General features: G+C 57.6%; 25 protein-coding genes. 13 read left to right on the forward strand and 12 right to left on the reverse strand.

Annotated features, from left to right (window positions below):
• Positions 1 to 141 precede the first annotated feature (141 nt).
• A complete protein-coding gene (locus EC836_RS00655) occupies positions 142 to 708 on the reverse strand; it encodes an NADPH-dependent FMN reductase (protein WP_123329123.1) in 567 nt (188 codons plus the stop codon).
• 255 nt (positions 709 to 963) lie between these two features.
• Between EC836_RS00655 and hemB the strand changes: the two genes are divergently transcribed.
• Positions 964 to 1941: a porphobilinogen synthase gene (hemB, locus tag EC836_RS00660; RefSeq protein WP_123329125.1), complete on the forward strand. Its 978-nt coding sequence runs from the start codon at positions 964 to 966 to the stop codon at positions 1939 to 1941.
• Positions 1942 to 2062: 121 nt separating this feature from the next.
• Here the strand turns inward: hemB and EC836_RS00665 are convergent, their stop codons facing one another.
• Positions 2063 to 2365 (reverse strand): EthD family reductase, encoded by a 303-nt coding sequence (locus tag EC836_RS00665; protein WP_123329127.1) that lies wholly within the window; start codon positions 2363 to 2365, stop codon positions 2063 to 2065.
• Between the two features lie 359 nt (positions 2366 to 2724).
• On the opposite strand from EC836_RS00665, the gene otsB reads away from it, so the two are divergent.
• Entirely contained in the window at positions 2725 to 3528 is an 804-nt protein-coding gene (gene otsB, locus EC836_RS00670; RefSeq protein ID WP_123329129.1) for a trehalose-phosphatase, read from the forward strand.
• Complete coding sequence (gene otsA / locus EC836_RS00675; protein ID WP_123329131.1) at positions 3525 to 4955, forward strand: alpha,alpha-trehalose-phosphate synthase; 1431 nt, start codon at positions 3525 to 3527, stop codon at positions 4953 to 4955. The genes otsB and otsA overlap by 4 nt, the downstream gene beginning before the upstream one ends.
• Positions 4956 to 5050: 95 nt before the next feature.
• Here the strand turns inward: otsA and argS are convergent, their stop codons facing one another.
• Positions 5051 to 6781 carry an arginine--tRNA ligase gene (argS, locus tag EC836_RS00680; protein WP_123329133.1) on the reverse strand — a complete coding sequence of 577 codons (1731 nt, stop codon included), beginning with the start codon at positions 6779 to 6781 and terminating at the stop codon, positions 5051 to 5053.
• 275 nt (positions 6782 to 7056) lie between these two features.
• Here argS and EC836_RS00685 point away from each other — a divergent pair, with 275 nt between their 5' ends.
• On the forward strand, positions 7057 to 7626 hold the full coding sequence (locus EC836_RS00685; protein ID WP_123329135.1) for a VOC family protein: 570 nt from the start codon (positions 7057 to 7059) through the stop codon (positions 7624 to 7626).
• Between the two features lie 77 nt (positions 7627 to 7703).
• On the opposite strand, the gene EC836_RS00690 is transcribed toward EC836_RS00685, so the two are convergent.
• Complete coding sequence (locus EC836_RS00690; RefSeq protein ID WP_123329137.1) at positions 7704 to 8861, reverse strand: MalY/PatB family protein; 1158 nt, start codon at positions 8859 to 8861, stop codon at positions 7704 to 7706.
• A gap of 103 nt (positions 8862 to 8964) precedes the next feature.
• Between EC836_RS00690 and cutC the strand changes: the two genes are divergently transcribed.
• Both cutC and EC836_RS00700 read left to right on the forward strand, forming a co-directional pair.
• Complete coding sequence (cutC, locus tag EC836_RS00695; protein ID WP_123329140.1) at positions 8965 to 9720, forward strand: copper homeostasis protein CutC; 756 nt, start codon at positions 8965 to 8967, stop codon at positions 9718 to 9720.
• Between the two features lie 230 nt (positions 9721 to 9950).
• Positions 9951 to 10763: a hypothetical protein gene (locus EC836_RS00700; protein ID WP_148050348.1), complete on the forward strand. Its 813-nt coding sequence runs from the start codon at positions 9951 to 9953 to the stop codon at positions 10761 to 10763.
• 18 nt (positions 10764 to 10781) lie between these two features.
• Here EC836_RS00700 and EC836_RS00705 read toward each other — a convergent pair whose 3' ends face one another.
• From EC836_RS00705 to EC836_RS00730, 6 genes are all read right to left on the reverse strand, one after another.
• A complete protein-coding gene (locus tag EC836_RS00705) occupies positions 10782 to 11879 on the reverse strand; it encodes a glycerol dehydrogenase (protein WP_123329144.1) in 1098 nt (365 codons plus the stop codon).
• 200 nt (positions 11880 to 12079) lie between these two features.
• Positions 12080 to 13045: a tRNA 5-methoxyuridine(34)/uridine 5-oxyacetic acid(34) synthase CmoB gene (gene cmoB / locus EC836_RS00710; RefSeq protein WP_199734982.1), complete on the reverse strand. Its 966-nt coding sequence runs from the start codon at positions 13043 to 13045 to the stop codon at positions 12080 to 12082.
• The gene (cmoA, locus tag EC836_RS00715) at positions 13045 to 13785 is read right to left on the reverse strand and encodes a carboxy-S-adenosyl-L-methionine synthase CmoA (protein ID WP_123329149.1); all 741 of its coding nucleotides are present in this window, start codon (positions 13783 to 13785) and stop codon (positions 13045 to 13047) included. The genes cmoB and cmoA overlap by 1 nt, the downstream gene beginning before the upstream one ends.
• A 92-nt stretch (positions 13786 to 13877) precedes the next feature.
• The gene (locus EC836_RS00720) at positions 13878 to 14273 is read right to left on the reverse strand and encodes an MAPEG family protein (protein WP_123329151.1); all 396 of its coding nucleotides are present in this window, start codon (positions 14271 to 14273) and stop codon (positions 13878 to 13880) included.
• An 84-nt stretch (positions 14274 to 14357) separates the two neighbouring features.
• Complete coding sequence (locus EC836_RS00725) at positions 14358 to 15182, reverse strand: DUF72 domain-containing protein (protein ID WP_123329153.1); 825 nt, start codon at positions 15180 to 15182, stop codon at positions 14358 to 14360.
• Between the two features lie 94 nt (positions 15183 to 15276).
• Complete coding sequence (locus tag EC836_RS00730; protein ID WP_123329155.1) at positions 15277 to 15843, reverse strand: hydrolase; 567 nt, start codon at positions 15841 to 15843, stop codon at positions 15277 to 15279.
• A gap of 364 nt (positions 15844 to 16207) precedes the next feature.
• On the opposite strand from EC836_RS00730, the gene aspS reads away from it, so the two are divergent.
• The 6 genes from aspS to ruvB all read left to right on the forward strand — a co-directional run bounded on the left by aspS (position 16208) and on the right by ruvB (position 21644).
• Positions 16208 to 17989: an aspartate--tRNA ligase gene (gene aspS / locus EC836_RS00735; protein WP_123329157.1), complete on the forward strand. Its 1782-nt coding sequence runs from the start codon at positions 16208 to 16210 to the stop codon at positions 17987 to 17989.
• A complete protein-coding gene (nudB, locus tag EC836_RS00740; protein WP_123329159.1) occupies positions 17989 to 18423 on the forward strand; it encodes a dihydroneopterin triphosphate diphosphatase in 435 nt (144 codons plus the stop codon). Before aspS ends, nudB begins: the two co-directional genes overlap by 1 nt.
• 177 nt (positions 18424 to 18600) lie before the next feature.
• The gene (locus tag EC836_RS00745; protein ID WP_123329161.1) at positions 18601 to 19344 is read left to right on the forward strand and encodes a YebC/PmpR family DNA-binding transcriptional regulator; all 744 of its coding nucleotides are present in this window, start codon (positions 18601 to 18603) and stop codon (positions 19342 to 19344) included.
• Between the two features lie 64 nt (positions 19345 to 19408).
• Positions 19409 to 19933, forward strand: a complete 525-nt coding sequence (gene ruvC, locus EC836_RS00750; RefSeq protein ID WP_123329163.1) for a crossover junction endodeoxyribonuclease RuvC — start codon at positions 19409 to 19411, stop codon at positions 19931 to 19933.
• A gap of 83 nt (positions 19934 to 20016) precedes the next feature.
• Positions 20017 to 20631, forward strand: coding sequence for a Holliday junction branch migration protein RuvA (ruvA, locus tag EC836_RS00755; RefSeq protein ID WP_123329165.1), 615 nt, complete (start codon positions 20017 to 20019; stop codon positions 20629 to 20631).
• An 8-nt stretch (positions 20632 to 20639) separates the two neighbouring features.
• Positions 20640 to 21644: a Holliday junction branch migration DNA helicase RuvB gene (gene ruvB / locus EC836_RS00760; RefSeq protein ID WP_123329167.1), complete on the forward strand. Its 1005-nt coding sequence runs from the start codon at positions 20640 to 20642 to the stop codon at positions 21642 to 21644.
• A gap of 140 nt (positions 21645 to 21784) precedes the next feature.
• Here the strand turns inward: ruvB and znuB are convergent, their stop codons facing one another.
• Positions 21785 to 22570: a zinc ABC transporter permease subunit ZnuB gene (gene znuB / locus EC836_RS00765; protein WP_123329169.1), complete on the reverse strand. Its 786-nt coding sequence runs from the start codon at positions 22568 to 22570 to the stop codon at positions 21785 to 21787.
• Positions 22563 to 23321, reverse strand: coding sequence for a zinc ABC transporter ATP-binding protein ZnuC (gene znuC, locus EC836_RS00770; RefSeq protein ID WP_123329170.1), 759 nt, complete (start codon positions 23319 to 23321; stop codon positions 22563 to 22565). The genes znuB and znuC overlap by 8 nt, the downstream gene beginning before the upstream one ends.
• A 76-nt stretch (positions 23322 to 23397) precedes the next feature.
• Between znuC and znuA the strand changes: the two genes are divergently transcribed.
• The gene (znuA, locus tag EC836_RS00775) at positions 23398 to 24345 is read left to right on the forward strand and encodes a zinc ABC transporter substrate-binding protein ZnuA (RefSeq protein ID WP_123329172.1); all 948 of its coding nucleotides are present in this window, start codon (positions 23398 to 23400) and stop codon (positions 24343 to 24345) included.
• The last annotated feature ends 11 nt before the right edge of the window (positions 24346 to 24356 follow it).

Genomic DNA, 24356 nt, shown 5'->3' on the forward strand with positions numbered 1-24356 from the left:
CGGGATTATCCCGGCTTTTTTTTGCTGAAATCACCTGGCCGAGGGGGCCGCCATAACACTGCGATGCCGTCGCTTCGGTAGGAACGGCCCGCGCGGCGAGCCGTAGCCACGCCGACGTGAGGGGCTGATGCAGGCGTTGGCTCAGCCCGCGCGGCGAGCCAGCGCGGCCAGTGCTTCCAGCTGCGCGGTCAGATGATGACGGGTGCTCTCATCGCTGACGGTGCCTTGCTCCGCGTCGATGCGGCTTCCCGCCTGGCCGATCATGATTTCCGGCTTATTAATCACGTTGGCATTGAGGAACACCAGGCTCTGGCGCAGGTGATACTGCGCACGAGCGCCGCCGATAGCGCCCGGTGACACGGTCTGGATCGCCAGCGGTTTACCCGACAGCGGGCTGTCCGGCAGGCGCGACAGCCAGTCGATGGCGTTTTTCAGCGCGCCGGGCACCGAATAGTTATATTCCGGCGTAACGATAATCACCCCGTCTGCGTCAGCAATCGCGGCACCCATAGCCAGTACCGCTTCCGGGAAACCTTCCGCCTGAATATCGGCATCGTAATGGGGGAAGTCGGCCACGGAGCCCAGCGGGCTGATTTCCACGCCGGCAGGCGCCAGTGCGGGCAGGCTGTGAGCTACGATGGCGTTCAGCGAGGCCTTGCGCAGGCTGCCGAGCAGAGTCACGAATTTTAGCGGACGAATGTCAGACATAGTTGATTCCCTTTGATGTTCAGAATGAAAGTCAAAACGGCAGGAGCCGAAGCAGAATACCAGCCTCTGTGAAGGGAAGGGGAAAATAATGTGAAATTTCTGTAGCTAACAAAGCACTCTGTGCCGTTGAGGCGCAGGTAATTTCCACAAATATTGTCATCTGCCGCCCGGAGGTATAGTGTTAGCGCACTATTCACTTTTATCATCACCGCCGCGTGATTTTGCCGGTGACTGAGTCGTTAAACCGAGGTTGTTTTGTCCACAAATTCGCTCATCCAGCGTCCAAGACGCTTACGCCAGTCCGCTTCCCTCCGCTCCCTGTTCCAGGAATCCAGCCTCAGCCTGAACGATCTGGCGCTGCCGATCTTCGTTGAAGAAGAGCTGGATGACTACAAGCCCATTACCGCGATGCCGGGCGTGATGCGTATTCCTGAAAAGCGCCTGGCGTATGAGATCGAGCGAATTGCTAAAGCCGGCGTGCGTTCGGTGATGACCTTTGGTATTTCCCATCATACCGACGCCACCGGCAGCGATACCTGGAATGAGAACGGCCTGGTCGCGCGCATGTCGCGTATCTGCAAAGACACGGTACCGGAGATGATTGTGATGTCCGATACCTGCTTCTGTGAATATACCAGCCACGGCCACTGCGGCGTGCTGCACGACCACGGCGTGGATAACGACGCGACGCTGATTAACCTCGGCAAGCAGGCGGTCGTGGCCGCGCAGGCCGGTGCCGACTTTATCGCCCCTTCGGCGGCGATGGACGGCCAGGTTGCCGCGATCCGCGCCGCGCTGGATGCCGCCGGTTTCACCGACACGGCCATCATGTCTTACTCCACTAAATTCGCCTCGTCCTTCTACGGCCCGTTCCGTGAAGCGGCCGGAACCTCGCTGAAGGGCGATCGTAAAACCTATCAGATGAACCCGATGAACCGCCGTGAAGCGATCCGCGAGTCGCTGATCGATGAAGCCGAAGGTGCCGACGCGCTGATGGTCAAACCGGCGGGTGCCTATCTGGATATTCTGCGCGACGTGCGCGAGAACAGCCGCCTGCCGCTGGCCGCCTACCAGGTGAGCGGTGAATACGCGATGATTAAGTTTGCCGCGCAGGCCGGAGCCATCAGTGAAACCGACGTGGTGCTGGAAAGTCTGGGCGCGATTAAACGTGCGGGTGCGGATATTATCTTCAGCTACTTCGCGCTGGATCTGGCGGAAAGAAAACTGCTGTAATCGCTGTCATCGTGCTGACGGGCGGACCTCACGGGTCCGCCTGTTTGTTTACGGGCTGGCGTTCATTGCTTTATGTATATTCAGCTTCCTGCTCCTGCTCCTGCTCTGCCCGCTCACGCGGTTATCCCTTCACCACCACCTCAGAAATAAACTTCACCGATGTCACGTTGGTAAAGTTCGCCACGTCGGCGGTAAATTCTTCCGCGTGCGGGGTCATTACCTGCTGAAACACCTCGAGGCTTGCACAGTAAATATGGCAGGCGGCGATAAACGGCGCGTCTTCAGCTAAAGGTTTATCGATCTCATAAGAGAGGCAGGCGTCACCCATCCGCGTTTTAATCAGCGGCAGATGCACATCGCGGTAATAGTCATGGTCAAAGTGGGCGTCGCTGCGGTTGGGGTAAAGCACGCTGAATTTAATCACCGGGAAATCCTCTGGTTTACGGAATAAGTATTATCTGAACGAAATGAGTATACCCGTTGCGAACGCGGGCGGATTAGCGGGATGAGTCCTGGTCGATCCGTCCGTTGTTATTCCTGACGCGAAGCCACTGATTTATCACTAAACCTGGCGGCCTCCCGATCCCTGACTATACTGAATGCTGACGTTATGCGCATTGAGGGGCGTCGGGGATGAGGGTAGTACTCCATCGCACAGAGTCTGATTTTCTTCAGGGAGAGAAACATCGTAGTCGAGCATTACCCCCATTCAGACCGTTTTATCCTGCCCGGCGACCGCTATTTCACCGAATTTTTCCTCTCATATGCGCGGGAGGGTTTCCTATGTCTCATCAGGAGGAATGTGTGAGAAAAACAGAATTCGTTCCCCCACTGGAACCGGCACGTTATGCATTTTTTTTTGATGTCGATGGCACGCTGGCGGCGATTAAATCTCGCCCCGAGGACGTCAGTATTCCGGCGGAAGTGCGCGACAACCTGGCGCGGCTCGCCGCCCACAGTGAGGGCGCATTAGCGCTGATTTCAGGGCGACCCATGCGTGAGCTGGATCTGCTGGTGGAGCCGCTTTCACTGGTGCTGGCGGGCGTACACGGTGCCGAACGGCGCGACGGCCAGGGGAACATTGATCGTATTGCCTTATCCCCTGAAACGGTGCGTTCGCTGACCGCCGAGCTGGAACCGGCCATCGCCGCGCTGCCCGGCACCCAGCTGGAGAGCAAAGGTATGGCGTTTGCACTGCACTACAGGCGTGCGCCGCAGCATCAGCAGGCGATTCAACAGCTGGCGGATGGGCTGGTTGCCCGCTTTCCCGAACTGGTTCAGCAGCCGGGGAAATGCGTGATTGAGCTGAAGCCTGATGGCGTCAGCAAAGGCGCGGCGATTAACCACTTTATGAAACAGCCGCCGTTCTCAGGACGCATCCCGGTTTTTGTCGGGGATGATTTGACCGATGAGGCCGGATTTAAGGTTGTTAACGCAATGGAGGGCGTTTCCGTGAAGGTGGGTGCAGGCACCAGCGAAGCACGCGGCTATTTGCCGGACGTGCCTGCGGTGTGGCACTGGCTGGAACTCACAAGATTAAAATTAGATCAGGGCGCGCAGGCGTCGGTAAGGAGTAAAACGTTATGAGTCGTTTAGTGGTCGTATCGAATCGAATTGCGGTTCCCGATGGCAGCAAGGTCAGCGCCGGTGGCCTAACGGTGGGCATCGTTGATGCACTGAAAAGCACCGGCGGCGTCTGGTACGGATGGAACGGTAACATTAACGAAATCGGTGAAGAGGATGATGAACTGTCGATGCTGGAACAGGACGGCATCACCTACGCATCTTTTGGTCTGAATCAAAATGATTACGATCTCTACTATCTGCAGTTTTCCAATGCGGTGCTGTGGCCCGCTTTCCACTATCGTCTTGATCTGGTGAATTTCCAGCGCGAAGCCTGGGAAGGCTATAGCCGGGTCAATAAGCAGCTGGCGCAGCGACTGCTGCCGTTGCTCAAGCCGGACGACGTGCTGTGGATCCATGACTATCATCTGCTGCCGTTTGCCGCCGAACTGCGTGAACTGGGCGTCACCAACCGCATTGGTTTCTTCCTGCACATTCCGTTTCCGACGCCGGAAATCTTCAACGCGCTGCCGCCGCATGCCGCGCTGTTAGAAATGATGTGTGACTACGATCTGCTGGGCTTCCAGACCGAAAGCGACCGCATTGCCTTCCTGGAGTGTGTTTCGCTGCTGACGGCGCTGCAAACCGACGGGAAACAGCATCGTGCCTTCGGCAATCGCTTTTCTACCGAGGTGTATCCGATAGGGATTGAGCCGGACAGTATTAAAGAGATGGCTGAAGGCCCGCTGCCGCCGAAAATGGTGGCGATGAAGAAAGATCTCGGCGATGCGCAGAACATTATTGCCTGCGAGCGGCTGGATTATTCCAAAGGGCTGCCGGAACGCTTCCTCGCCTATGAAGCGCTGCTGGAAAACTTCCCGCAGCACCGCGGGAAAATCCGCTACTCGCAGATCGCCCCGACGTCACGCGGCGATGTGCAGGCCTATCAGGATATCCGCCACCAGCTGGAAACCGAGGCGGGGCGGATCAACGGCAAATACGGCACTCTCGGCTGGACGCCGCTTTACTACCTGAATCAGCACTTTGACCGGCGTTTACTGATGAAAATTTTCCGCCTGACCGATATCGGGCTGGTGACGCCGCTGCGTGACGGGATGAATCTGGTGGCAAAAGAGTACGTTGCCGCTCAGGATCCGGACGATCCCGGCGTGCTGGTGCTGTCGCGCTTCGCCGGGGCGGCGAACGAACTAACGTCGGCGCTGATCGTCAATCCGTACGATCGTGATGAGGTCGCGGCAGCGCTGGATCGCGCCCTGACTATGTCACGCACCGAACGTATTTCGCGCTACAACGATATGATGGCGGTGCTGCGGCAGAATGATATTACTCACTGGCGTAAGAGCTATCTGCAGGATCTGCTGGCGCTGAAACCGCGCAGCGAGCGGGAGAGCGAAGAAAAGAAGGTCGTGAGCTTCACCCGACTGGCCTGATCGAGAAGCAATAAAAAACCCCAGCCGAATCCACCCGGCTGGGGTTTTTTACGTCAGGGCAGCAGGCGCGCAACCGGCCTGCTGCCGCGCCGACATTACATGCGCTCGACGGTTTCAATACCCAGCGTATCCAGACCCTGCTTCAGCGTTTTCGCGGTCAGCAGCGCCAGGCGCAGACGGCTCTGTTTGGTCGCTTCATCGTCCGCGCTGAGGATCGGGCAGTGCTCGTAGAAGCCGGAGAACAGACCGGCCAGATCGTACAGATAGGCACACATCACGTGCGGCGTTCCGTCGCGGGCCACCTGGGTGATGGTTTCTTCGAACTGCAGCAGGCGCACGGCCAGCGCGGCTTCACGATCTTCAGCGATCCGCGTGGTACCGCTAATGCCGTTCTCATCGATGCCCGCTTTACGAAACACCGACAGCACGCGGGTATAGGCGTACTGCATATACGGCGCGGTGTTACCTTCAAACGCCAGCATATTGTCCCAGTCGAAGATGTAGTCGGTGGTGCGGCTTTTAGACAGATCGGCGTATTTAACCGCGCCGATACCGACAATGTTCGCCAGCTTGTTCAGCTCATCGGCGGGCATATCCGGGTTCTTTTCCGCGACCAGTTTAGTGGCGCGATCCACCGCTTCATCCAGCAGATCGGACAGCTTGATGGTGCCGCCCGCGCGGGTTTTAAACGGCTTACCGTCTTTACCCAGCATCATGCCGAACATATGGTGTTCCAGCGGCACGGAATCCGGCACGTAGCCCGCTTTACGCACGATGGTCCAGGCCTGCATCAGGTGCTGATGCTGGCGCGAGTCGATGTAGTACAGCACGCGATCGGCATGCAGGGTTTCATAGCGGTATTTGGCGCAGGCGATATCGGTGGTGGTGTACAGGTAGCCGCCATCCTTTTTCTGGATGATCACGCCCATCGGTTCGCCTTCCTTGTTTTTATACTCATCAAGGAACACGACCGTCGCGCCTTCACTCTCGACCGCCATGCCTTTGGCCTTCAGATCGGCCACGATACCCGGCAGCATCGCGTTATACAGGCTTTCACCCATCACATCTTTACGCGTCAGAGTCACGTTCATGCGGTCGTAAATCAGCTGGTTTTGCGACATGGTGATATCAACCAGTTTTTTCCACATGGCGCGGCAGTTCTCGTCGCCACCCTGTAGTTTTACCACGTAGCCGCGGGCGCGCTCGGCAAAGACCGGATCTTCGTCGTAGGTCCGCTTAGCTTCACGGTAGAAGGCTTCCAGATCGGCCAGCGCGATATCATCGTGATGCTCGTTCTGCTGCTTTTCCAGGAAGGCAATCAGCATGCCGAACTGCGTGCCCCAGTCGCCAACGTGGTTAGCGCGAATGACGTTGTGGCCAAGGAATTCCAGCGTGCGTACCGCAGCGTCACCGATGATGGTGGAACGCACGTGACCCACGTGCATCTCTTTTGCCACGTTCGGCGCGGAGTAGTCGATAACGATAGTCTGCGGCTTAACGGGCGTCACGCCAAGCTTTGGCGCCGCCAGCACGCTGTCGATCTGCTCAGCCAGCCAGGCGGGCTCAAGGAAGATATTGATAAAGCCCGGTCCGGCGATCTCAATCTTGCGGGCAATGCCGTTCAGATCCAGCTGTTCCAGCACCTTTTCTGCCAGTTGTCGTGGCGGCATGCCCAGTGATTTCGCCACGGCCATCATGCCGTTTGCCTGATAATCACCAAACTGCACTTTGGCAGACTGACGCACCTGAGGCTCGCAGTCCGCTGGAGCACCCACTGCGATCATCGCCTGACTGACTTTTTCTGAGAGAAGGGCCTGAATATTCACCGAGTTACCTTAATTATGCTGAAGACGCCCGCACGCAAAGGGGCGGGCCGCGTTCGCGAGGCCGCCAGCGGGGGAAACGCACCCGCAGCCTGCACCGCTAAAAAAACAAGGGGAGAAGTATACTGCATTTAGCGCGCGTTTTTCCAGGAACCTTAACGCGATGACGGGGGTAAGCTTTTGCCGTCATTTCGGGTAACATACGCGCCATGACAGAAAGCAGGTTCCGCGCCAGATGCCGTCACGGCGAGGGCGGAGCCGTACCCAGGGATTTTCAGATGACCGATATCACTACTCAGCCTGAACTGCAGGATTTAAGCGCGGATTTGGCGCGTTTCGTCAACGACCTCAACCATCTGGCCGGGCGTCTTGGCCTGGATCTGACCGGGCTGGAGGCCGATCACATTGCGGTCCGCTGCCATCAGAACACCACCGCCGAGCGCTGGAAGCAGGGGCTTTTGCAGTGCGGCACGCTGTTCTCAGAGAAGCAGATTGCCGACAGGCCGATTGCGCTGTTTGAACTGCAAACGCCGCTGAGCGTGGGTCCGTGGCAGATTAGCGTGGTAGAACTGCCGTGGCCCGGGGCAAAACTGTATCGCCACGAGGGCTGGGAGCACGTTGAGATTGTGCTGCGCGGCGATGAGGCACAGTTGGGGTCACGCGCGCTGGCGCTGATGGCGGATGAAGGGCTGATTCAGCAGGGCATTTCGGTAAAAAGCAGCGCGCCAAAGGGGGAGGGCGAACGCCTGCCGAATCCGACACTGGCGGTGACCGACGGCAAGGTGACGATCAAGTTCCATCCGTGGAGCCTGAAGGAGGTCGTCGCCAGTGAAACCGGCGAGGGCTGATGAGCGGGCCGGGCCGGAGTCAACGCCGCAATCAATAGCCAGCAGTGTCAATCGGCCTGCTGCGGTGGCGTTTTCAATTACCAGCCTGCCTGGTCTCGCGAAGAAACCGCCAGCGTCATGCGGCGCAGCGCCTCATCCAGCAGCAGGCGATGGCAGCCGAAATTGATGCGCACAAAGCGGTCATCGCCAAAATCGCTCCCCGCAGAAAATCCCAGCCCGTGGCGTTCAAAGAACTGCTGCGGGTTGGCGACATCCAGCCCTCCGGCATCAATCCAGCCGAGGTAGCTGCCTTCCGGCGACACCATTCTCAGCGTCGGCAGGGTATTGATATGATTGACCAGGGTATCGCGGTTACGCTTCAGGTAGACCAGCAGCTCGTCAAGCCACGGCTGTCCGTCGCGCCAGGCGGCGGTGGCGGCGACGTAGGCCAGTACGTCAACATCCGGCACCATGCCTTTGCGCTCGCGGGAAAAACGTTCACGCAGTTCGCGGTTGGGAATAATCGCCACCGACGCGCCCAGCCCTGCGATATTGAAGGTTTTCGAGGGTGACATCAGGGTGATGGATCGCTGAGCGGCATCTTCGCTCAGGCTGGCAAACGGGATGTGCTTCGCGCCGGGTTCCAGCAGCAGATCGCAGTGGATCTCGTCTGAACAGACAATCAGATCGTGGCGCTGGGCGAACCGCAGCTGCGCCTCCAGTTCTTCGCGGCGATATACCGTGCCGCCGGGGTTTTGAGGATTGCACAGCATCAGCAGCTTTTCGCTGCCGTTCAGCTGAGACTCATGCGCCTCCAGATCCAGCACCCAGCGCTGCTCCTGCAGCCGCAGAGGGATATTCATCTGCGCACGATCGGCCAGTTTTGCCGCCTGACGGAAAGGAGGATAGATCGGCGTCGGGGCAAGGGTACTTTGCTGCGGTGAGGTAAAGGCCCGTACGCAGAGGTTCAGGCCGCAGACCACGCCGGGTAAAAAGACCAGCCACTCGGGCTGGATCTGCCAGCCATAGCGGTGAGACATGCGCTCAACAATAACTTCGATCAGCGCTTCTGACGGAAATCCGTAACCAAACACGCCATGAGCAATACGCTGCTGAAGCGCTGTCGTAATACAGTCTGCCGAACGAAAATCGGTATCGGCAACCCACAGCGGAAGGATATCCCGATCACCATATTTTCTCCATTTAAGACTATCGCTGTGACGGCGGTCTATCCGTTGGTCAAAATCGAATGCCATGCTAATGATTCCCGTTAAAATAAACACCTGTATTGCATCACTTCAGACTAAAGCCCTGATTGTGAATAAACAACCAGCCAGCAGTAATTATCAGGAGAACGGAATGCAAAAACTGGAAGTATGCTGCTATGGGGTGGATTGCGCACGGGTGGCGGAGCAAGCCGGTGCCGATCGAATTGAGCTTTGCGCGTCCCCAGCGGAGGGAGGATTAACCCCGTCTGCGGGGGCACTGATGGCCGCAAGGGCGCACGTGTCCATACCCGTACATCCAATCGTGCGTCCGCGCAGTGGCGACTTTTGTTACAGTGTCACGGAATTTGAGCAGATCAAATCGGATATTGCCTTTATTCGCGAGTCAGGATTCCCCGGCGTGGTGGTGGGGATTTTGGATCTCGACGGGCATATCGATCTGCCGCGCATGTTGCAAATAATGCCTTTATGCGCCGGGATGGAGGTGACCTTTCATCGCGCCTTCGATCTCTGCCACAGCCCGCTGATGGCGCTGGAACAGCTGACGGAGCTAGGTGTGGCGAGGATCCTGACCTCCGGTCAGCAGCAGAGCGCCGAAAGCGGATTACCACTGTTAAGGGAACTTACCCGTATCACACGTGGTCCAAAAATCATGGCAGGTGCAGGAGTGCGCCTGAGCAATCTGCAAAAGTTCATTGATGCGGGCATTACTGAACTGCACAGCTCCGCCAGCCAGCGAATTTCTTCATCCATGCGTTACCGGAAAGCCGGTGTTTCCATGTGTTCTGAGGCTGAAAACGATGAGTTTAGCCGCAGTGTGGTTGACGGTGACGTAGTGGAAGCGATGAAAAGCGTCATCACTCTGGGTTCGCCGATCCGGGTGGCCTGACGAGAAAAGATTTTGCCGCGCAGCACGCCGAACCCTGACGTGATGTTTGCAAGTACCAGACCCCAGCATGATTTGTTGGGGTTTTTTTTGCCGTTAACGCATCAAGGCTATGCCGACGGACGGCGGTTGCTTATACACTTATCCCTATGGGTTTTCAGACTGTTGCGAGAGTCGTGATGAGAACGAGGAAGACGAGCTGTGTCCTGGTCCTGATGTCAGGTTTACTGGTAATGCAGACGACCGCTGCAGCACCAAACAAAACAAAGGTTCAATCCCCCCGCTGCGCGGTGAATCAGCAGCAGATTAACGATAACAACAATCTGCTGCTGCTGGGCGGCACCGCCAAAGGGCCGATGAAACAGTTTATCGTCGGCGAGTTCGGCAAAGATGTCGATCAGCAAAAGCGCCTGCTGGGAAAGTTTGACCGCTGTGGCGTGTTGACGCAGGCCGATATCAGCTACGACAAGCAGGACGCCAATACCCGACTGAAGCTCGATATGAAAATCGAGCGGGTGAAGGTCGGCTGGCAGGCGCGCTATGACATTACCGTCTATGCCCTGCGCGATAATGCCGAAGCGGTGCTGCATCACAAGCAGGGCACCACGCTCTATTTTTCCGGGCGTAACGGCAGCATTACCAGCGCCTCCGAGCAGTTTGTTATGCAGGGTGAAGACGGTTTTACGGAAACCGTAAACGATTATGACCGCCGTGGCCGATTGATCCGCAGCGTCGCCCGGGGTACGGACGGCAGCAGTAACGGCGAATATGTTTATCGCTGGAATGAAAAAAATCAGCTGCTGACGTCAGGCTCGGAGCGCAGCACGATTCAGTGGAACTACGATAAGCAGGGACGCGAACTGGGGGTGAATATCAGCGAATACAACCCGTTCAGCGCCACCACCACCCTGGATGTGTGCCAGCTGTGGGACGAACGGGGAAACTGTACGCTGAGCTATTCGCGGGAGATGGAAGTGTCGGCCGTGGGCATGTACCGGCGCAATATTGCCGCCGCCAGCCGTTATGAATACTGGGACCAGCCGTAAGGCCGGTCCCGGGCAGGATTATTTCACCGACTGACTGAAGGTATCGACGGCCAGAATGGCGTTGGCGATATCTTCGGCGCTGAGGTTCGGGTTGAGGTTTTTCAGCGTATCGCCGTCGCTGTTGGCCAGCTCGCCGATTTTCAACAGGCTTTCCCAACTGGTATTTTCCAGATGCAGCTCTTTCAGCGTGGTCGGCATTTTAATGGCGCGATAGAAACGTACGTAGCGGGCAATCTCTTCATCAGGACGCTGCTCCAGCACCATCTGGGTCAGCGTGCCGTAGGCCACTTTTTCACCGTGGGTCAGGTGGTGGATGTCACCGTCAACGGCGGTGAAACCGTTGTGGATCGCATGTGCGCCCGCCAGTCCGGCGTTTTCGAAGCCCAGCCCGGAAAGCAGGGTATTGGCCTCCACCACGGCTTCCACCGCCGGGGTCACCAGCTGTTTTGCCACCGCTTCATAGGCGCTCAGGCCGTAGGTCAGCAGCGTTTTTTCACAGGCTTCCGCAATCGCCAGTCCGGCAATGGTCGGATCGCCGTTCACCATTGATTTGCTGTGCGAGCGCTTGACCGCCTGTGCCTCAACCCAGGTTGCCAGTCCATCGGCAATGCCGGAAGCGAACAGACGCACCGGGGCACGCGCGCAGACCTGGGTATCAATCAGCACCAGGTCCGGGTTTTTACTGTAGAAGCGGTAGCTTTCGAAGACCCCGGTGTCGGAGTAAATCACCGACAGCGCGCTGCACGGCGCATCGGTTGAAGCCACGGTGGGCACAATGGCGACCGGCTGTTTCAGCTCATCGGCGACGGCTTTCACAGTATCCAGCGTTTTCCCGCCGCCAAGACCGACCACCACGGCGGTACCGCTGTTTTTTGCCAGTCTCGCCAGGCGGGTGATTTCATTGCTGGAGGCTTCACCGTTGAACTCTTCGTAGTGAAACTCGACGTGGCTGGCAGTCAGGGACTCCCGGACCTGCTTACCGATTAGCCCCCAGACAATCTTATCGGCGACGATAAATGCGCTGTTGCCCAGGTCGGCCAGATTCTCACCCAGCTGGGTAATCATGCCTGCGCCCTGGATATATTTACGTGGGGAAGAAAAAACAAATTTACTCATACCAGATACTCCGTTCAGGTGAATGAAATTGTTTCTGGTCACTACCGTAACGTTTTGGCAATCGTAATGTTATTGAAAAACGTGCTTTCCGAGAAAGTTATTATTCTCATTGAGCCAGATCAGGATAACTACGGGAAGGAATTGCCGGCATCATTGCAGAGTGTAGAGACAGGCCCTCGGGCCTGCCTGTGTACCGTGGATCAGGGTTTGGTCGCCACCAGCACCGCGCGCAGCGGAGCCGGGTAGCCTTCAACGGTTTTGGTAGGATCGTTGGGATCGAGGAACTCGGCCAGCGACTCGCTGGTCATCCAGCTGGTGCGGCGCTGCTCGTCGGTGCTGGTTACCGAATAATCGGCAATGCGCACGTCGACAAAACCGCACTTCTCCAACCAGTTTTTTAACGCTCCGGTGGTCGGAATAAAGTAGACGTTGCGCATCTGCGCGTAGCGTTCACCGGGCACCAGCACCTGCTGGTCATCACCCTCAATCACCAGCGTTTCCAGCACCAACTCGCCGCCGCTGACCAGCTGGTTTTTCAGCTGATAGAGGTGATCGAGCGGAGAGCGGCGGTGATAGAGCACCCCCATCGAAAACACCGTATCAAACGCTTTCAGTTCAGGAAGCTGCTCAATCCCCAGCGGCAGCAGGTGCGCGCGCTGGTCGCCGCCCAGCAGTTTACGCACCGCTTCGAACTGGCACAGGAACAGCTGCATCGGATCGATACCGACCACCAGATGTGCGCCCGCGCCAATCATGCGCCACATGTGGTAGCCGCTACCGCAGCCGACGTCCAGCACCGTGCGTCCGGCCAGCGGGGAAATATGCGGCAATACGCGCTCCCACTTCCAGTCCGAACGCCATTCGGTATCAATATTCACGCCGTACAGCGAGTACGGGCCTTTGCGCCACGGCATCAGATTGCGCAGCAGCTTTTCAATGCCACCGCGCTGGCGATCGGTCAGCTGGCTGCTGTCGGCGCTGACGCTGTGCAGCAGATCCAGCTTTTCCGGCGTCAGGGAAGGCAGGTATTCAACCGAACGGTCCCAGTTTTTAAAATGGCCGTGCAGTGATTCACGCTGCCAGGCGGCAATCTGCGCGGGCAGGGTTTCCAGCCACGGGGCCAGTGGGCCTTTGGCGATAAGTTGATAAAAATTTCCGAAATCCATCAGGCCTCACCCGCCTTTAGCGCGACCAGCGAGCCAAAGTTAAAGCACTGGAACCAGACTTCAGCGTGCTGGAAACCGGCCTGACGCAGGCGCGCCTTATGGGTTTCCACGCTGTCGGTCAGCATCACGTTTTCCAGCATGCTGCGCTTCTGGCTGATTTCCAGTTCGCTGTAGCCGTTGGCCCGCTTGAAGTCGTGGTGCATATTGAACAGCAGTTCGCCGACGTCGGCATCTTCGAAGCTGAACTTCTCGGACAGCACCAGCGCGCCGCCGGGCTTCAGCCCCTGATAAATGGTGTTTAATAGCTGCTGGCGCTCTTCCGGTGCCAGGAACTGCAGAGTAAAGTTCAGTACCACCAGCGAGGCATTTTCCAGCGGGATCTGGCGGATATCGGCCTCAATCACCTCAACCGGCGTGTCGGCGCGGAAGGCATCGATATGGCGGCGGCAGCGTTCGACCATCGCCGGGGAGTTATCCACGGCAATAATTTTGCAGCCGGGAACCTGAATATTACGGCGTACGGACAGCGTGGCCGCGCCCAGCGAACAGCCCAGATCGTAGACGTGGGAGTCGGGCTGTACAAATCGCTCGGCCAACATTCCGATCATCGAAATAATGTTGGAGTAGCCGGGCACGGAGCGCTGAATCATGTCTGGAAAGACTTCAGCAACGCGTTCGTCAAAGGTCCAGTCGCCGAGTTTGGCAACGGGCGCTGAGAACAGCGTATCGCGGTTAGACATAGTGGTAAGTCCGGAGGAAGCTAACGGAAAGCGCATATTCTGGCAGAAAGCGAGGCGGGCTGCATCTTTTCTGCCAGCGGTGCGGGAAATCGTTAATGCAGGGTCAGAACCAGATCCCACGGCAGGAAGATCAGGTTAACGACGATCATCCCCACCAGCGTTAATAACGTCAGGACCATGCCGTTGCGGCGCCACAGCATCGTGCGGCTGCGCAGGCCCCAGGCATGCAGCAGGCGGCCGAAGAAGAAAAACAGGCCCAGCAGGTGGATCAGCCAGATATCGGCACCGTTCATTTCCATCACCACCAGCAGCAGCGTTGCCAGTGGAATATATTCCACGGCATTGCCGTGGATACGGATAGCCAGCTGTAGGTCCGATACCCCGCCGTCGCCAAGCGAAATACGGTACTGTCTGCGCAGTCGCACCACATCCAGTGAAAATTTAATAATCAACAACGCGCCAAAAACGACGTAGAGAGCGCTGACCATGACTCACTCCATGATGTAAGAATTATCTTGCGGCTATCATAGCGGGCATTATTAAGACTGTCTTCTCGTCCGCTATCCGATTGCTCAGAATAGCGTTTCCTGCTGTGGCCAGTCGGGCACATCGCCCAGCTGCGGCAGCGCCTTTTGCAGGTCGGGCCATAAATAACGCACCAGATCCGGGGCAAAGGCAATGTCCGGGGTGTGAATAAACAGCCACGGGCGAGTAGTCTGGCACCATTCCGGCAGGCGGGTAAGCCAGGCGCGGAAGTCGTGCAGATTCGCCTGCGGATTGTCACCGCCGATAAAGCGGATCATCGGCTCGCTGGCGGTGATCACCGCGTGAACAGGGAGCTTTGGTTTTTTCCGCTGTGCGTCCACGATCGCCGGCGTTGTGGGCTTAGCCGCATGCACCGCGCGGGTATCGAGGATCACCCGGTTGACGCCGCGCTGGTGGAGCCCGCGGTTCAGCGCGCGCTCCACTTCGCCTTTGGCAAAGAACTCCGCATGCCGTACCTCCACGCCGTAATGAAATTCGCCGGGCAGCGCGTCCAGGAAGGCCCACAGCGCGGGCAAATCGGCAGGCGAGAAAGCGGCGGGCAGCTGAAGCCAGTACTGGCCCAGGCGACCGGCCAGCGGTTCCATCAGCGCAAAGAACTCCGCCGTTAAGTCGCCGCACTGCTTTAGCGCCGCCTGATGGCTGATGGTGGCGGGAAACTTAAAGCAGAAACGAAAATCATCGTGGGTCATCGCGCGCCAGCGCTGGACCACCTCCGGGCGCGGCAGGGCGTACAGCGTAGTGTTACCCTCGACGCAGTTAAAATAGCGGGCGTAATCTTCCAGCGTAGTCATACCCAGCTTTTTCCACTGCGGATGCTGCCACTGCGGCAGCCCAAGATAGAGCGGCGTCATCATAAATCCTGTTACATTTTGATTGAGCGACTGTAGCGGTGTGGCGGGGTGAGTGCAAATTTGTCAGGACCGGGTCCCTCCGGTCGCGGGCAGGTTACAGCGCGGCGATCACCTCGTCAGACTGGCGCACCCGGGCGATGCGCGGGAAGATCCACTCCACGCTGCTGCGGTGCTGTTCGCTGCTGCCGGCGCTGCAAATATCCTCAGCGATCACCAGATTGAAACCCAGTTCCCAGGCGTTACGCGCGGTGGATTCCACGCCGATATTGGTCGAGATACCACCCAGCACGATGGTGTCGATACCGCGACGGCGCAGCTGCAGTTCGAGATCGGTACCGTAAAATGCGCCCCACTGGCGTTTGGTCACCTGAATATCGCCGTGCTGCGCGCCCAGTGCGGGCGGGAAGGTCCACCAGTTTTCCGGCAGCGCACCGCCCGGATGAGCGGCATCTACCGGCTGCTTCAGGGCTTCGGCAAAATCGGCCGACCAGCCAACGCGCACCAGCACCACCGGCGCGTTCAGCGCGCGGAATTTCTCAGCCAGAACGGCAGCTTTAGCCACCACCGCATCAGCGGTGTGCGGACCCCCGGCGAAGGGCAGAATCCCTTCCTGAAGATCGATAAGTACCAGCGCGGTAGATTGTGGGTTAAGTTTAAACATCCTGATTCTCCGGGAGAGTGGGGGAAACCAGTGAGAATACAGAGCAATGCCCCGGCAGCGCGACGATAACCGTAGGGGCAACGTCGGGTTATTTGTTAGCGTGTATGTCACTGTCGGGCCCGTTTGCGGCGGGGCAACGGCAGAGAGTCTGCCGGCGAGGGTGGCGGCCGTTGTTTTGTTAAGCGCTTAAGCGCATGCCGGGCTCATCTTGCGGGTTTTCTGCCGATTTGCACCCACGACAGTACTTATCCTGTGCGTCGTTTTCCATTATAATGGCCGCCATTTTTCGCGGCAGCAGCCCCCTTCGGGCCGGGTTTTCTTTAAAATGCTGCGCCCGCAGCGGTGAAGTTAAAAGGATATCGTTATGCGTACTGAGTATTGTGGACAGATCAACCTGTCTCATGTAGGACAGCAAGTGACACTGTGCGGCTGGGTTAATCGCCGCCGCGATCTGGGCAGCCTGATCTTTATTGATATGCGTGACCGTGAAGGCATCGTGCAGGTGTTCTTCGATCCGGATCGTCAGGACGCGTTCCGTCAGGCATCCGAGCTGCGTAATGAATTCTGTATTCAAATCACCGGCACCGTGCGTGCGCGTGACGAAAAAAACAAAAACAGCGATATGGCCACCGGTGAGATCGAAGTCTTCGCCACCGAACTGACCATCATCAACCGCTCCGAGCCGCTGCCGCTGGACTCTAACCAGGTCAACAGCGAAGAAGCGCGCCTGAAGTACCGTTACCTGGATCTGCGTCGCCCGGATATGGCCAACCGCCTGAAAACCCGCGCGAAGATCACCAGCTTCGTTCGCCGCTTTATGGACGATCACGGCTTCCTTGATATTGAAACGCCGATGCTGACCAAGGCCACGCCGGAAGGCGCGCGTGACTATCTGGTGCCAAGCCGCGTGCACAAAGGCAAATTCTACGCGCTGCCGCAGTCGCCTCAGCTGTTTAAGCAGCTGCTGATGATGTCCGGCTTCGACCGTTACTACCAGATCGTGAAATGCTTCCGTGATGAAGACCTGCGCGCGGACCGTCAGCCGGAATTCACCCAGATCGACGTCGAAACCTCCTTTATGACCGCGCCGCAGGTGCGTGAAATTATGGAACGTCTGGTGCGCGATATGTGGCTGGAAGTGAAGTCCGTTGAGCTGGGCGATTTCCCGCAGATGACCTTCGCTGAAGCGATGCGCCGCTACGGTTCCGATAAGCCGGACCTGCGTAACCCGATGGAACTGGTGGACGTTGCTGACCTGCTGAAAGACGTGGAGTTTAAAGTCTTCTCCGGCCCGGCTAACGATGCCAAAGGTCGCGTTGCCGCGCTGCGCGTACCGGGTGGTGCCCAGCTGAGCCGCAAGCAGATTGATGAGTACGGCAAGTTTATTGAAATCTACGGCGCAAAAGGCCTGGCCTATTTCAAGGTCAACGAACGCGCGCAGGGTCTGGAAGGCATTACCAGCCCGGTTGCCAAGTTCCTGACCGCTGAGATCGTGGAAGCGATCCTCGATCGCACTCAGGCCGCCGACGGCGATATGATCTTCTTCGGTGCCGACAGTGCCAAAGTGGTAACCGATGCGCTGGGTGCGCTGCGTCTGAAGCTGGGCCGCGACCTGAAAATTACCGATGAAGCCGCGTGGAAACCACTGTGGGTCGTTGACTTCCCGATGTTCGAAGAGAACGGTGAGGGCGGCCTCAGCGCCATGCACCATCCGTTTACCGCGCCGAAAGAGATGACCCCGGACGAGCTGAAAGCCGCTCCGGAAACGGCCATCGCCAACGCTTACGACATGGTGATCAACGGGTATGAAGTGGGCGGCGGTTCCGTGCGTATCCACATCGGTCAGATGCAGCAGACCGTGTTTGGCATTCTCGGCATTGCCGAGCAGGAACAGCGCGAGAAGTTTGGCTTCCTGCTGGACGCGCTGAAGTTCGGTACGCCGCCGCATGCCGGTCTGGCTTTCGGCCTCGATCGTCTGACCATGCTGCTGACCGGTACCGAAAACATCCGTGACGTTATCGCCTTCCCGAAAACCACCGCGGCGGCCTGTCTGATGACCGAAGCGCCAAGCTTCGCTAACCCGGCATCACTGGCCGAGTTGGGCATCGACGTGGTGAAGAAAGAAAAACCGGCCGAGAGCGAATAATGGCATTCAAGCATCCGGTTTCGGTGCTGGTGGTGATTCATGCACAGAACACCGGACGGGTGCTGATGCTGCAGCGGCGCGATGATATGGATTTCTGGCAGTCGGTCACCGGCAGCCAGGATCCGGGCGAAAGCCTGGCAGACACCGCGCGGCGGGAAGTGTGGGAAGAGACGGGAATTGATATTAACGCCGGGCAGTTCACATTAGTGGACCGCCAGCGTCATATAGAATTCGAAATCTTCGCGCACTTCCGCCACCGCTACGCGCCGGGTATCACCCATAACCGGGAACACTGGTTTACCCTCGCGCTGCCGACCGAAAGAGATATTGTGTTGAGCGAGCATCTGGCCTTTCGCTGGCTGGATGCGGCCGAGGCTGCCGCGCTCACCAAGTCCTGGAGTAACCGCCAGGCGATTGAAGAATTTGTAGTCTAATTTTTTTATATTTTGAACTTAACCAAACGTTCAGGCGTTATCGGCACAGCGAGTTTCTTCACCGCCAGCGCGCAGAAAGCGGAGCGTACTGATGTACGTGAGCATTGCGAGCACTGCCGGGGGAGAAAATCGCCAGCAAGATAGCCTGTGCGGTGTTAATTTGGAGACAAGAGTAAAATGGCAGGACATAGTAAATGGGCGAATACCAAGCACCGTAAGGCTGCTCAGGATGCCAAGCGAGGTAAAATTTTCACCAAAATTATTCGTGAACTGGTGACTGCCGCCAAACTGGGTGGTGGTGATGCAGGTTCTAACCCGCGTCTGCGCGCCGCGATGGACAAAGCGCTGGCGAACAACATGACGCGCGACACCATGAACCGTGCCATAGCACGCGGCGTGGGCGGCGATGACGACAGCAACATGGAAACCATCATTTATGAAGGTTACGGTCCTGGCGGCAGCGCGGTAATGGTTGAGTGCCTGAGTGACAACCGTAACCGTACCGTTTCTGAAGTGCGTCACGCCTTCACCAAAACCGGCGGTAACCTGGGGACCGACGGCTCCGTTGCCTATCTGTTCACCAAGAAAGGGGTGATCTCTTACGCGCCGGGCCTGGAAGAAGATGCGGTCCTGGATGCGGCGCTGGAAGCCGGTGCTGACGACGTGGTGACCTACGATGACGGCGCAATTGACGTCTTCACCGCCTGGGAAGTGCTGGGTCAGGTGAAAGATGCCCTCGACGCCACCGGCCTGAAGGCGGAAGGCGCTGAAGTCAGCATGATCCCATCGACCATGGCCGAAATGGATGCGGACACCGCACCGAAACTGCTGCGCCTGATCGATATGCTGGAAGACTGTGACGACGTGCAGGAAGTTTACCACAATGGTGAAATTTCTGATGAGGTGGCGGCGACCTTATGATTTCTCACTGCATCCTGTATGCTGTGAGTTATCGTAAAAATACCATCAACCCGGGGAACGCGATATGACGGTTATTCTGGGTATCGATCCCGGTTCGCGCATCACGGGTTATGGTGTGGTTCGCCAGGTTGGGCGGCAGATTACCTATCTGGGCAGCGGCTGTATTCGTACCAGTTCCACCGATCTGCCGCCGCGCCTCAAGCTGATTTACGCCGGTGTAAGTGAAATTATTACCCAGTTCCAGCCGGATTTTTTCGCCATTGAACAGGTGTTTATGGCGAAAAATGCCGACTCGGCGCTGAAGCTGGGCCAGGCGCGTGGGGTAGCTATTGTTGCCGCCGTCAATCACGATCTGCCGGTGTTCGAATATGCCGCTCGCCAGGTCAAACAGACCGTCGTTGGCATCGGCAGCGCCGAAAAAAGCCAGGTGCAGCACATGGTGCGCACGCTGCTGAAACTGCCTGCCAACCCGCAGGCGGATGCGGCCGATGCGTTAGCCATCGCCATTACCCACTGTCATCTGAGCCAGAGCGTGGAGCGGATTTCAGCCGGGAAACTCACCCTGGCACGCGGTCGACTGCGCTCCTAGGCTGGATATCCATCCAGCCTTTTTTATGCTATAACATTCATCCCGGTACTCATCCCCACTTTTCTTATCTGAAGGAAGCTAATGTGATAGGTCGTCTGAGAGGCATCATTCTGGAAAAACAGCCGCCTGTGGTGCTGATTGAAGCCAGCGGAGTTGGCTATGAAGTGCAAATGCCAATGACCTGTTTTTACGAGCTTCCTGAACTGAATCATGAAGCGATTATCTTTACCCAGTTTGTGGTGCGTGAAGATGCCCAGCTGCTGTTCGGCTTTAACAGTAAGCCGGAGCGCGCGCTGTTTCGTGAACTGATTAAGGTCAACGGCGTGGGACCCAAACTGGCACTGGCTATTCTGTCAGGCATGTCTGCCCAGCAGTTTGTCACCGCCGTTGAGCGGGAAGAAATTGCCGCGCTGGTGAAACTGCCCGGCGTCGGCAAGAAAACCGCCGAGCGTCTGGTTGTGGAGATGAAGGACCGCTTCAAAGGCATGCACGGCGACCTGTTCGCTACCGATGCGCCGTTTGCGCTGACCAGCGAAGTGCAGAACGCGGCGGTCAACGATGCGGAAGGCGAGGCGGTTGCCGCGCTGGTGGCGCTGGGGTATAAACCTCAGGAAGCCAGCCGCATGGTCAGCAAGGTGGGCAAACCTGACGCTGACTGCGAAACCCTGATCCGCGAAGCGCTGCGCGCAGCAATTTGAGGTAGAGCATGATTGAAGCCGATCGCCTGGTCTCCGCCGGGGTTATCACCGAAGAAGAGGTCATTGACCGCGCTATCCGCCCCAAGCTGCTTGAAGAGTATGTTGGGCAGCCGGTGGTGCGTGAGCAGATGGAAATCTTCATCAAGGCCGCGAAGATGCGCGGCGATGCGCTCGATCACCTGCTGATCTTCGGTCCACCGGGGCTGGGTAAAACCACGCTGGCCAACATCGTCGCTAACGAGATGGGCGTGAACCTGCGCACCACCTCCGGCCCGGTGCTGGAGAAGGCGGGCGATCTGGCCGCGATGCTCACCAATCTCGAACCTCATGACGTGCTGTTTATCGATGAGATCCACCGCCTGTCTCCGGTGGTGGAAGAGGTGCTGTATCCGGCGATGGAAGATTATCAGCTGGATATTATGATTGGCGAGGGCCCGGCCGCGCGTTCGATCAAGCTGGATCTGCCGCCGTTTACCCTGATCGGCGCCACCACCCGCGCCGGATCGCTGACTTCACCGCTGCGCGACCGCTTCGGCATTGTTCAGCGTCTGGAGTTTTACCGCGTTGAGGATCTGCAGCACATCGTTGGCCGCAGTGCCGCCTGTCTGGGGCTGCCGCTCAGCACCGAGGGTGCGCTGGAGATCGCCCGCCGTGCACGAGGCACGCCGCGTATTGCCAACCGTCTGCTGCGACGCGTGCGCGACTTCGCCGAAGTGAAAGCCGAAGGCGAGATGAGCGGCGAGGTGTCTTCCCGCGCGCTGGATATGCTGAGCGTGGACAGCGAAGGCTTTGACTATATGGATCGCAAGCTGCTGCTGGCAATCATCGATAAGTTTACCGGGGGGCCGGTTGGGCTGGATAACCTGGCCGCCGCCATCGGCGAAGAGCGGGAAACCATCGAGGACGTGCTGGAGCCGTATCTGATCCAGCAGGGCTTCATTCAGCGCACGCCGCGCGGCCGCATTGCCACCCAGCACGCCTATAAGCATTTCGGCATCGATCGCCCGGTCTGAGAAACGTATCCGAGGCAGATTTGCCTGTGGCAGAACGATCGCAGCCCCCGAATGTCACCGTACGCCGGACATTCGGGGGCTGCTTTTTTTTTGCTAAGTGAACGGCGTTAAGCTTTCAGTTCAGCGCTTCAGGTGGAGAATCAGACCGCCGGTTTCTTCACCATGCTCAGGATAAACATTGCCGCTGCGCCCAGTACCACCGACGGGCCGGCAGGCGTATCGTAAAACGCCGAGAAGGTCAGCCCGGCGGTGACCGCCAGCATCCCCACCACGATAGCAAACGCCGCCATCTGCTCCGGCGAACGGGCGAAACGGCGCGCGGTGGCGGCAGGAATGATCAGCAGCGAGGTGATAATCAGCGCCCCGACAAACTTCATTGCCACGCCGATAGTCAGCGCGGTGACCAGCATCAGGACAAGCTTGCTGCGCTGAATATTGACGCCATCCACCTGTGCCATTTCCGGGCTGATAGTCATCGACAGCAGGGCGCGCCACTGCCAGGCCAGCACAATCAGCACAACCGCCACGCCGACGGCGATCGTCCATAAATCGGCAGGCGTCACCGCCAGCAGGTCACCGAACAGATAGGCCATCAGATCCACCCGCACGTCGGACATCAGGCTGACGACCACCATGCCGAGCGACAGCGCGCTGTGCGCCATAATGCCAAGCAGGGTATCAATCGCCAGATGCGGCCGCCGTTCCAGCCAGACCAGCGCCAGTGACAGGATTAACGTCACCGCAATTACCGCATAAAACGGGCTGACGTTAAGCAGCAGGCCAAAAGCCACGCCGAGCAGTGACGCGTGGGCCAGCGTATCGCCAAAGTAAGACATGCGTCGCCAGACCACAAACGAGCCCAGCGGTCCGGCCGCCAGCGCCAGTAAAATCCCCGCCAGCCAGCCGGGTAACAACAGTTCAATCATGACGACCGGGTCCCTTACGTAAAATGATTCGTCCCTTTAAGTCGTGACGATGGTTATGGTGATGGCGATAAATCGCCAGCTGTTCAGCGCCACGCGGGCCAAACATAGAAATAAATTCCGGGTGTTGCGAGACGGCTTCGGGCGTGCCGGAGCAGCAGATGTGATGATTCAGGCACAGCACTTCATCGGTCTTCGCCATCACCAGATGCAGATCGTGGGAAACCATCAGCACGCCGCAGTTGAGCTCGCGGCGCAGCTGGTCGATCAAATCGTATAGCGCCACCTGGCCGTTAACGTCCACGCCCTGAGTCGGTTCATCCAGCACCAGCAGCTGCGGCTGATTCAGCAGCGCCCGCGCCAGCAGCACGCGCTGGGTTTCACCACCCGAAAGCTTCTGCAGCGGATAGGTCAGCAGATGTGAAGCCTGAACGCGTTTTAACGCGGGCAAAATATCCTCACGCTTTACACCGGGACGCAGGCGCATAAAGCGATCGACCGTCAGCGGCAGCGTGACATCAAGATGGATTTTTTGCGGCACGTAGCCGATGCGTAATCCCGCAGGTTTGTTGACCGAGCCGGAGGTGGGGGCAATCAGGCCCAGCACCACTCGCACCAGCGTAGACTTGCCGGCGCCGTTCGGGCCCAGCAGGGTCAGAATGCGCCCGGGTTCCAGCTTCAGCGACACGTCGGAAAGCACCCGACGTTGACCAAAGTTCACTGCTACATTTTCAAGGGAGATCAAAGATGACATGTCGATTACGGTTGCAGAAGTTTTATAATGTTATAATATCACAACCCATCAGCTTATCACGATGGATTGAATCATTATGTTACACAAAAAGTTACGTCTCTTTTCAGCCTTCGCAGGCCTTAGCGTTGCCGCGACTCTGGCTTTGCCCGCCCAGGCCGCCGTTGTGGCTTCCGTTAAGCCGGTGGGCTTTATCGCGTCCGCCATCGCAGATGGTGTCACACCTGTCGAAATTCTGCTACCGGATGGTGCATCCGAGCATGATTATGCATTACGTCCATCGGATGTAAAACGCTTACAGGGCGCGGATTTAGTGGTTTGGGTTGGCCCTGAAATGGAAGCATTTATGGCTAAAATGGCCGCCGGATTACCGCCGCAAAAGAACCTGGAAATGGACCGCATTGACGGCGTGCATGCGCTGCTGTTGAAGGGCGGGGAAGAGGAAGAAGAGGAGCATGAAGACCATGCTCACGGCGAGGCGGATGACCACGATCACCACCATCACGGCGAGTACAACATGCACCTGTGGATGTCGCCGGAGATTGCTAAGAAAACTGCGGTTGCAATTCACGCAAAATTATTGGAACTTATGCCGCAAAGCAAGGACAAATTAGACGCCAACCTGCAGCATTTCGAGTCAGAATTGGCGGTTGTCGATGCGAAAATTGGTAATCAGCTGGCCCCGGTTAAAGGGAAAGGATATTTCGTTTTTCACGATGCTTACACTTACTTTGAAAAACACTACGGACTGACTCCATTGGGTCATTTTACCGTCAATCCTGAGATCCAACCCGGCGCACAGCGTTTACATCAAATACGAACACAGTTGGTTGAGCAGAAGGCCACATGCGTCTTTGCTGAACCACAGTTCAGGCCAGCCGTGATAGATGCGGTAGCCAGAGGAACCAGCGTGCGTTCAGGTACACTCGATCCTCTTGGTACTGACATCACTCCAGCACGAGACAGCTATGTGAAATTCCTCTCACAGCTGTCCAGCCAGTATACGAGCTGCCTGAAAGGAGAATAGAGGAAGACTTA

The sequence above is a fragment of the Erwinia sp. JUb26 genome (assembly GCF_003751505.1).
Classification (GTDB): Bacteria; Pseudomonadota; Gammaproteobacteria; order Enterobacterales; family Enterobacteriaceae; genus Erwinia.

Coding starts and splice junctions, on each gene's coding strand:
- cutC (WP_123329140.1), top strand. CDS start 8,965: ATGCAAAAACTGGAAGTATGCTGCTATGGGGTGGATTGCGCACGGGTG.
- EC836_RS00725 (WP_123329153.1), bottom strand. CDS start 15,182: ATGACGCCGCTCTATCTTGGGCTGCCGCAGTGGCAGCATCCGCAGTGG.
- nudB (WP_123329159.1), top strand. CDS start 17,989: ATGGCATTCAAGCATCCGGTTTCGGTGCTGGTGGTGATTCATGCACAG.
- otsB (WP_123329129.1), top strand. CDS start 2,725: ATGTCTCATCAGGAGGAATGTGTGAGAAAAACAGAATTCGTTCCCCCA.
- aspS (WP_123329157.1), top strand. CDS start 16,208: ATGCGTACTGAGTATTGTGGACAGATCAACCTGTCTCATGTAGGACAG.
- EC836_RS00745 (WP_123329161.1), top strand. CDS start 18,601: ATGGCAGGACATAGTAAATGGGCGAATACCAAGCACCGTAAGGCTGCT.
- EC836_RS00690 (WP_123329137.1), bottom strand. CDS start 8,861: ATGGCATTCGATTTTGACCAACGGATAGACCGCCGTCACAGCGATAGT.
- ruvC (WP_123329163.1), top strand. CDS start 19,409: ATGACGGTTATTCTGGGTATCGATCCCGGTTCGCGCATCACGGGTTAT.
- EC836_RS00730 (WP_123329155.1), bottom strand. CDS start 15,843: ATGTTTAAACTTAACCCACAATCTACCGCGCTGGTACTTATCGATCTT.
- otsA (WP_123329131.1), top strand. CDS start 3,525: ATGAGTCGTTTAGTGGTCGTATCGAATCGAATTGCGGTTCCCGATGGC.
- znuC (WP_123329170.1), bottom strand. CDS start 23,321: ATGTCATCTTTGATCTCCCTTGAAAATGTAGCAGTGAACTTTGGTCAA.
- ruvB (WP_123329167.1), top strand. CDS start 20,640: ATGATTGAAGCCGATCGCCTGGTCTCCGCCGGGGTTATCACCGAAGAA.
- EC836_RS00655 (WP_123329123.1), bottom strand. CDS start 708: ATGTCTGACATTCGTCCGCTAAAATTCGTGACTCTGCTCGGCAGCCTG.
- EC836_RS00685 (WP_123329135.1), top strand. CDS start 7,057: ATGACCGATATCACTACTCAGCCTGAACTGCAGGATTTAAGCGCGGAT.
- cmoA (WP_123329149.1), bottom strand. CDS start 13,785: ATGTCTAACCGCGATACGCTGTTCTCAGCGCCCGTTGCCAAACTCGGC.
- EC836_RS00720 (WP_123329151.1), bottom strand. CDS start 14,273: ATGGTCAGCGCTCTCTACGTCGTTTTTGGCGCGTTGTTGATTATTAAA.
- EC836_RS00700 (WP_148050348.1), top strand. CDS start 9,951: ATGCAGACGACCGCTGCAGCACCAAACAAAACAAAGGTTCAATCCCCC.
- znuB (WP_123329169.1), bottom strand. CDS start 22,570: ATGATTGAACTGTTGTTACCCGGCTGGCTGGCGGGGATTTTACTGGCG.
- znuA (WP_123329172.1), top strand. CDS start 23,398: ATGTTACACAAAAAGTTACGTCTCTTTTCAGCCTTCGCAGGCCTTAGC.
- cmoB (WP_199734982.1), bottom strand. CDS start 13,045: ATGGATTTCGGAAATTTTTATCAACTTATCGCCAAAGGCCCACTGGCC.
- EC836_RS00705 (WP_123329144.1), bottom strand. CDS start 11,879: ATGAGTAAATTTGTTTTTTCTTCCCCACGTAAATATATCCAGGGCGCA.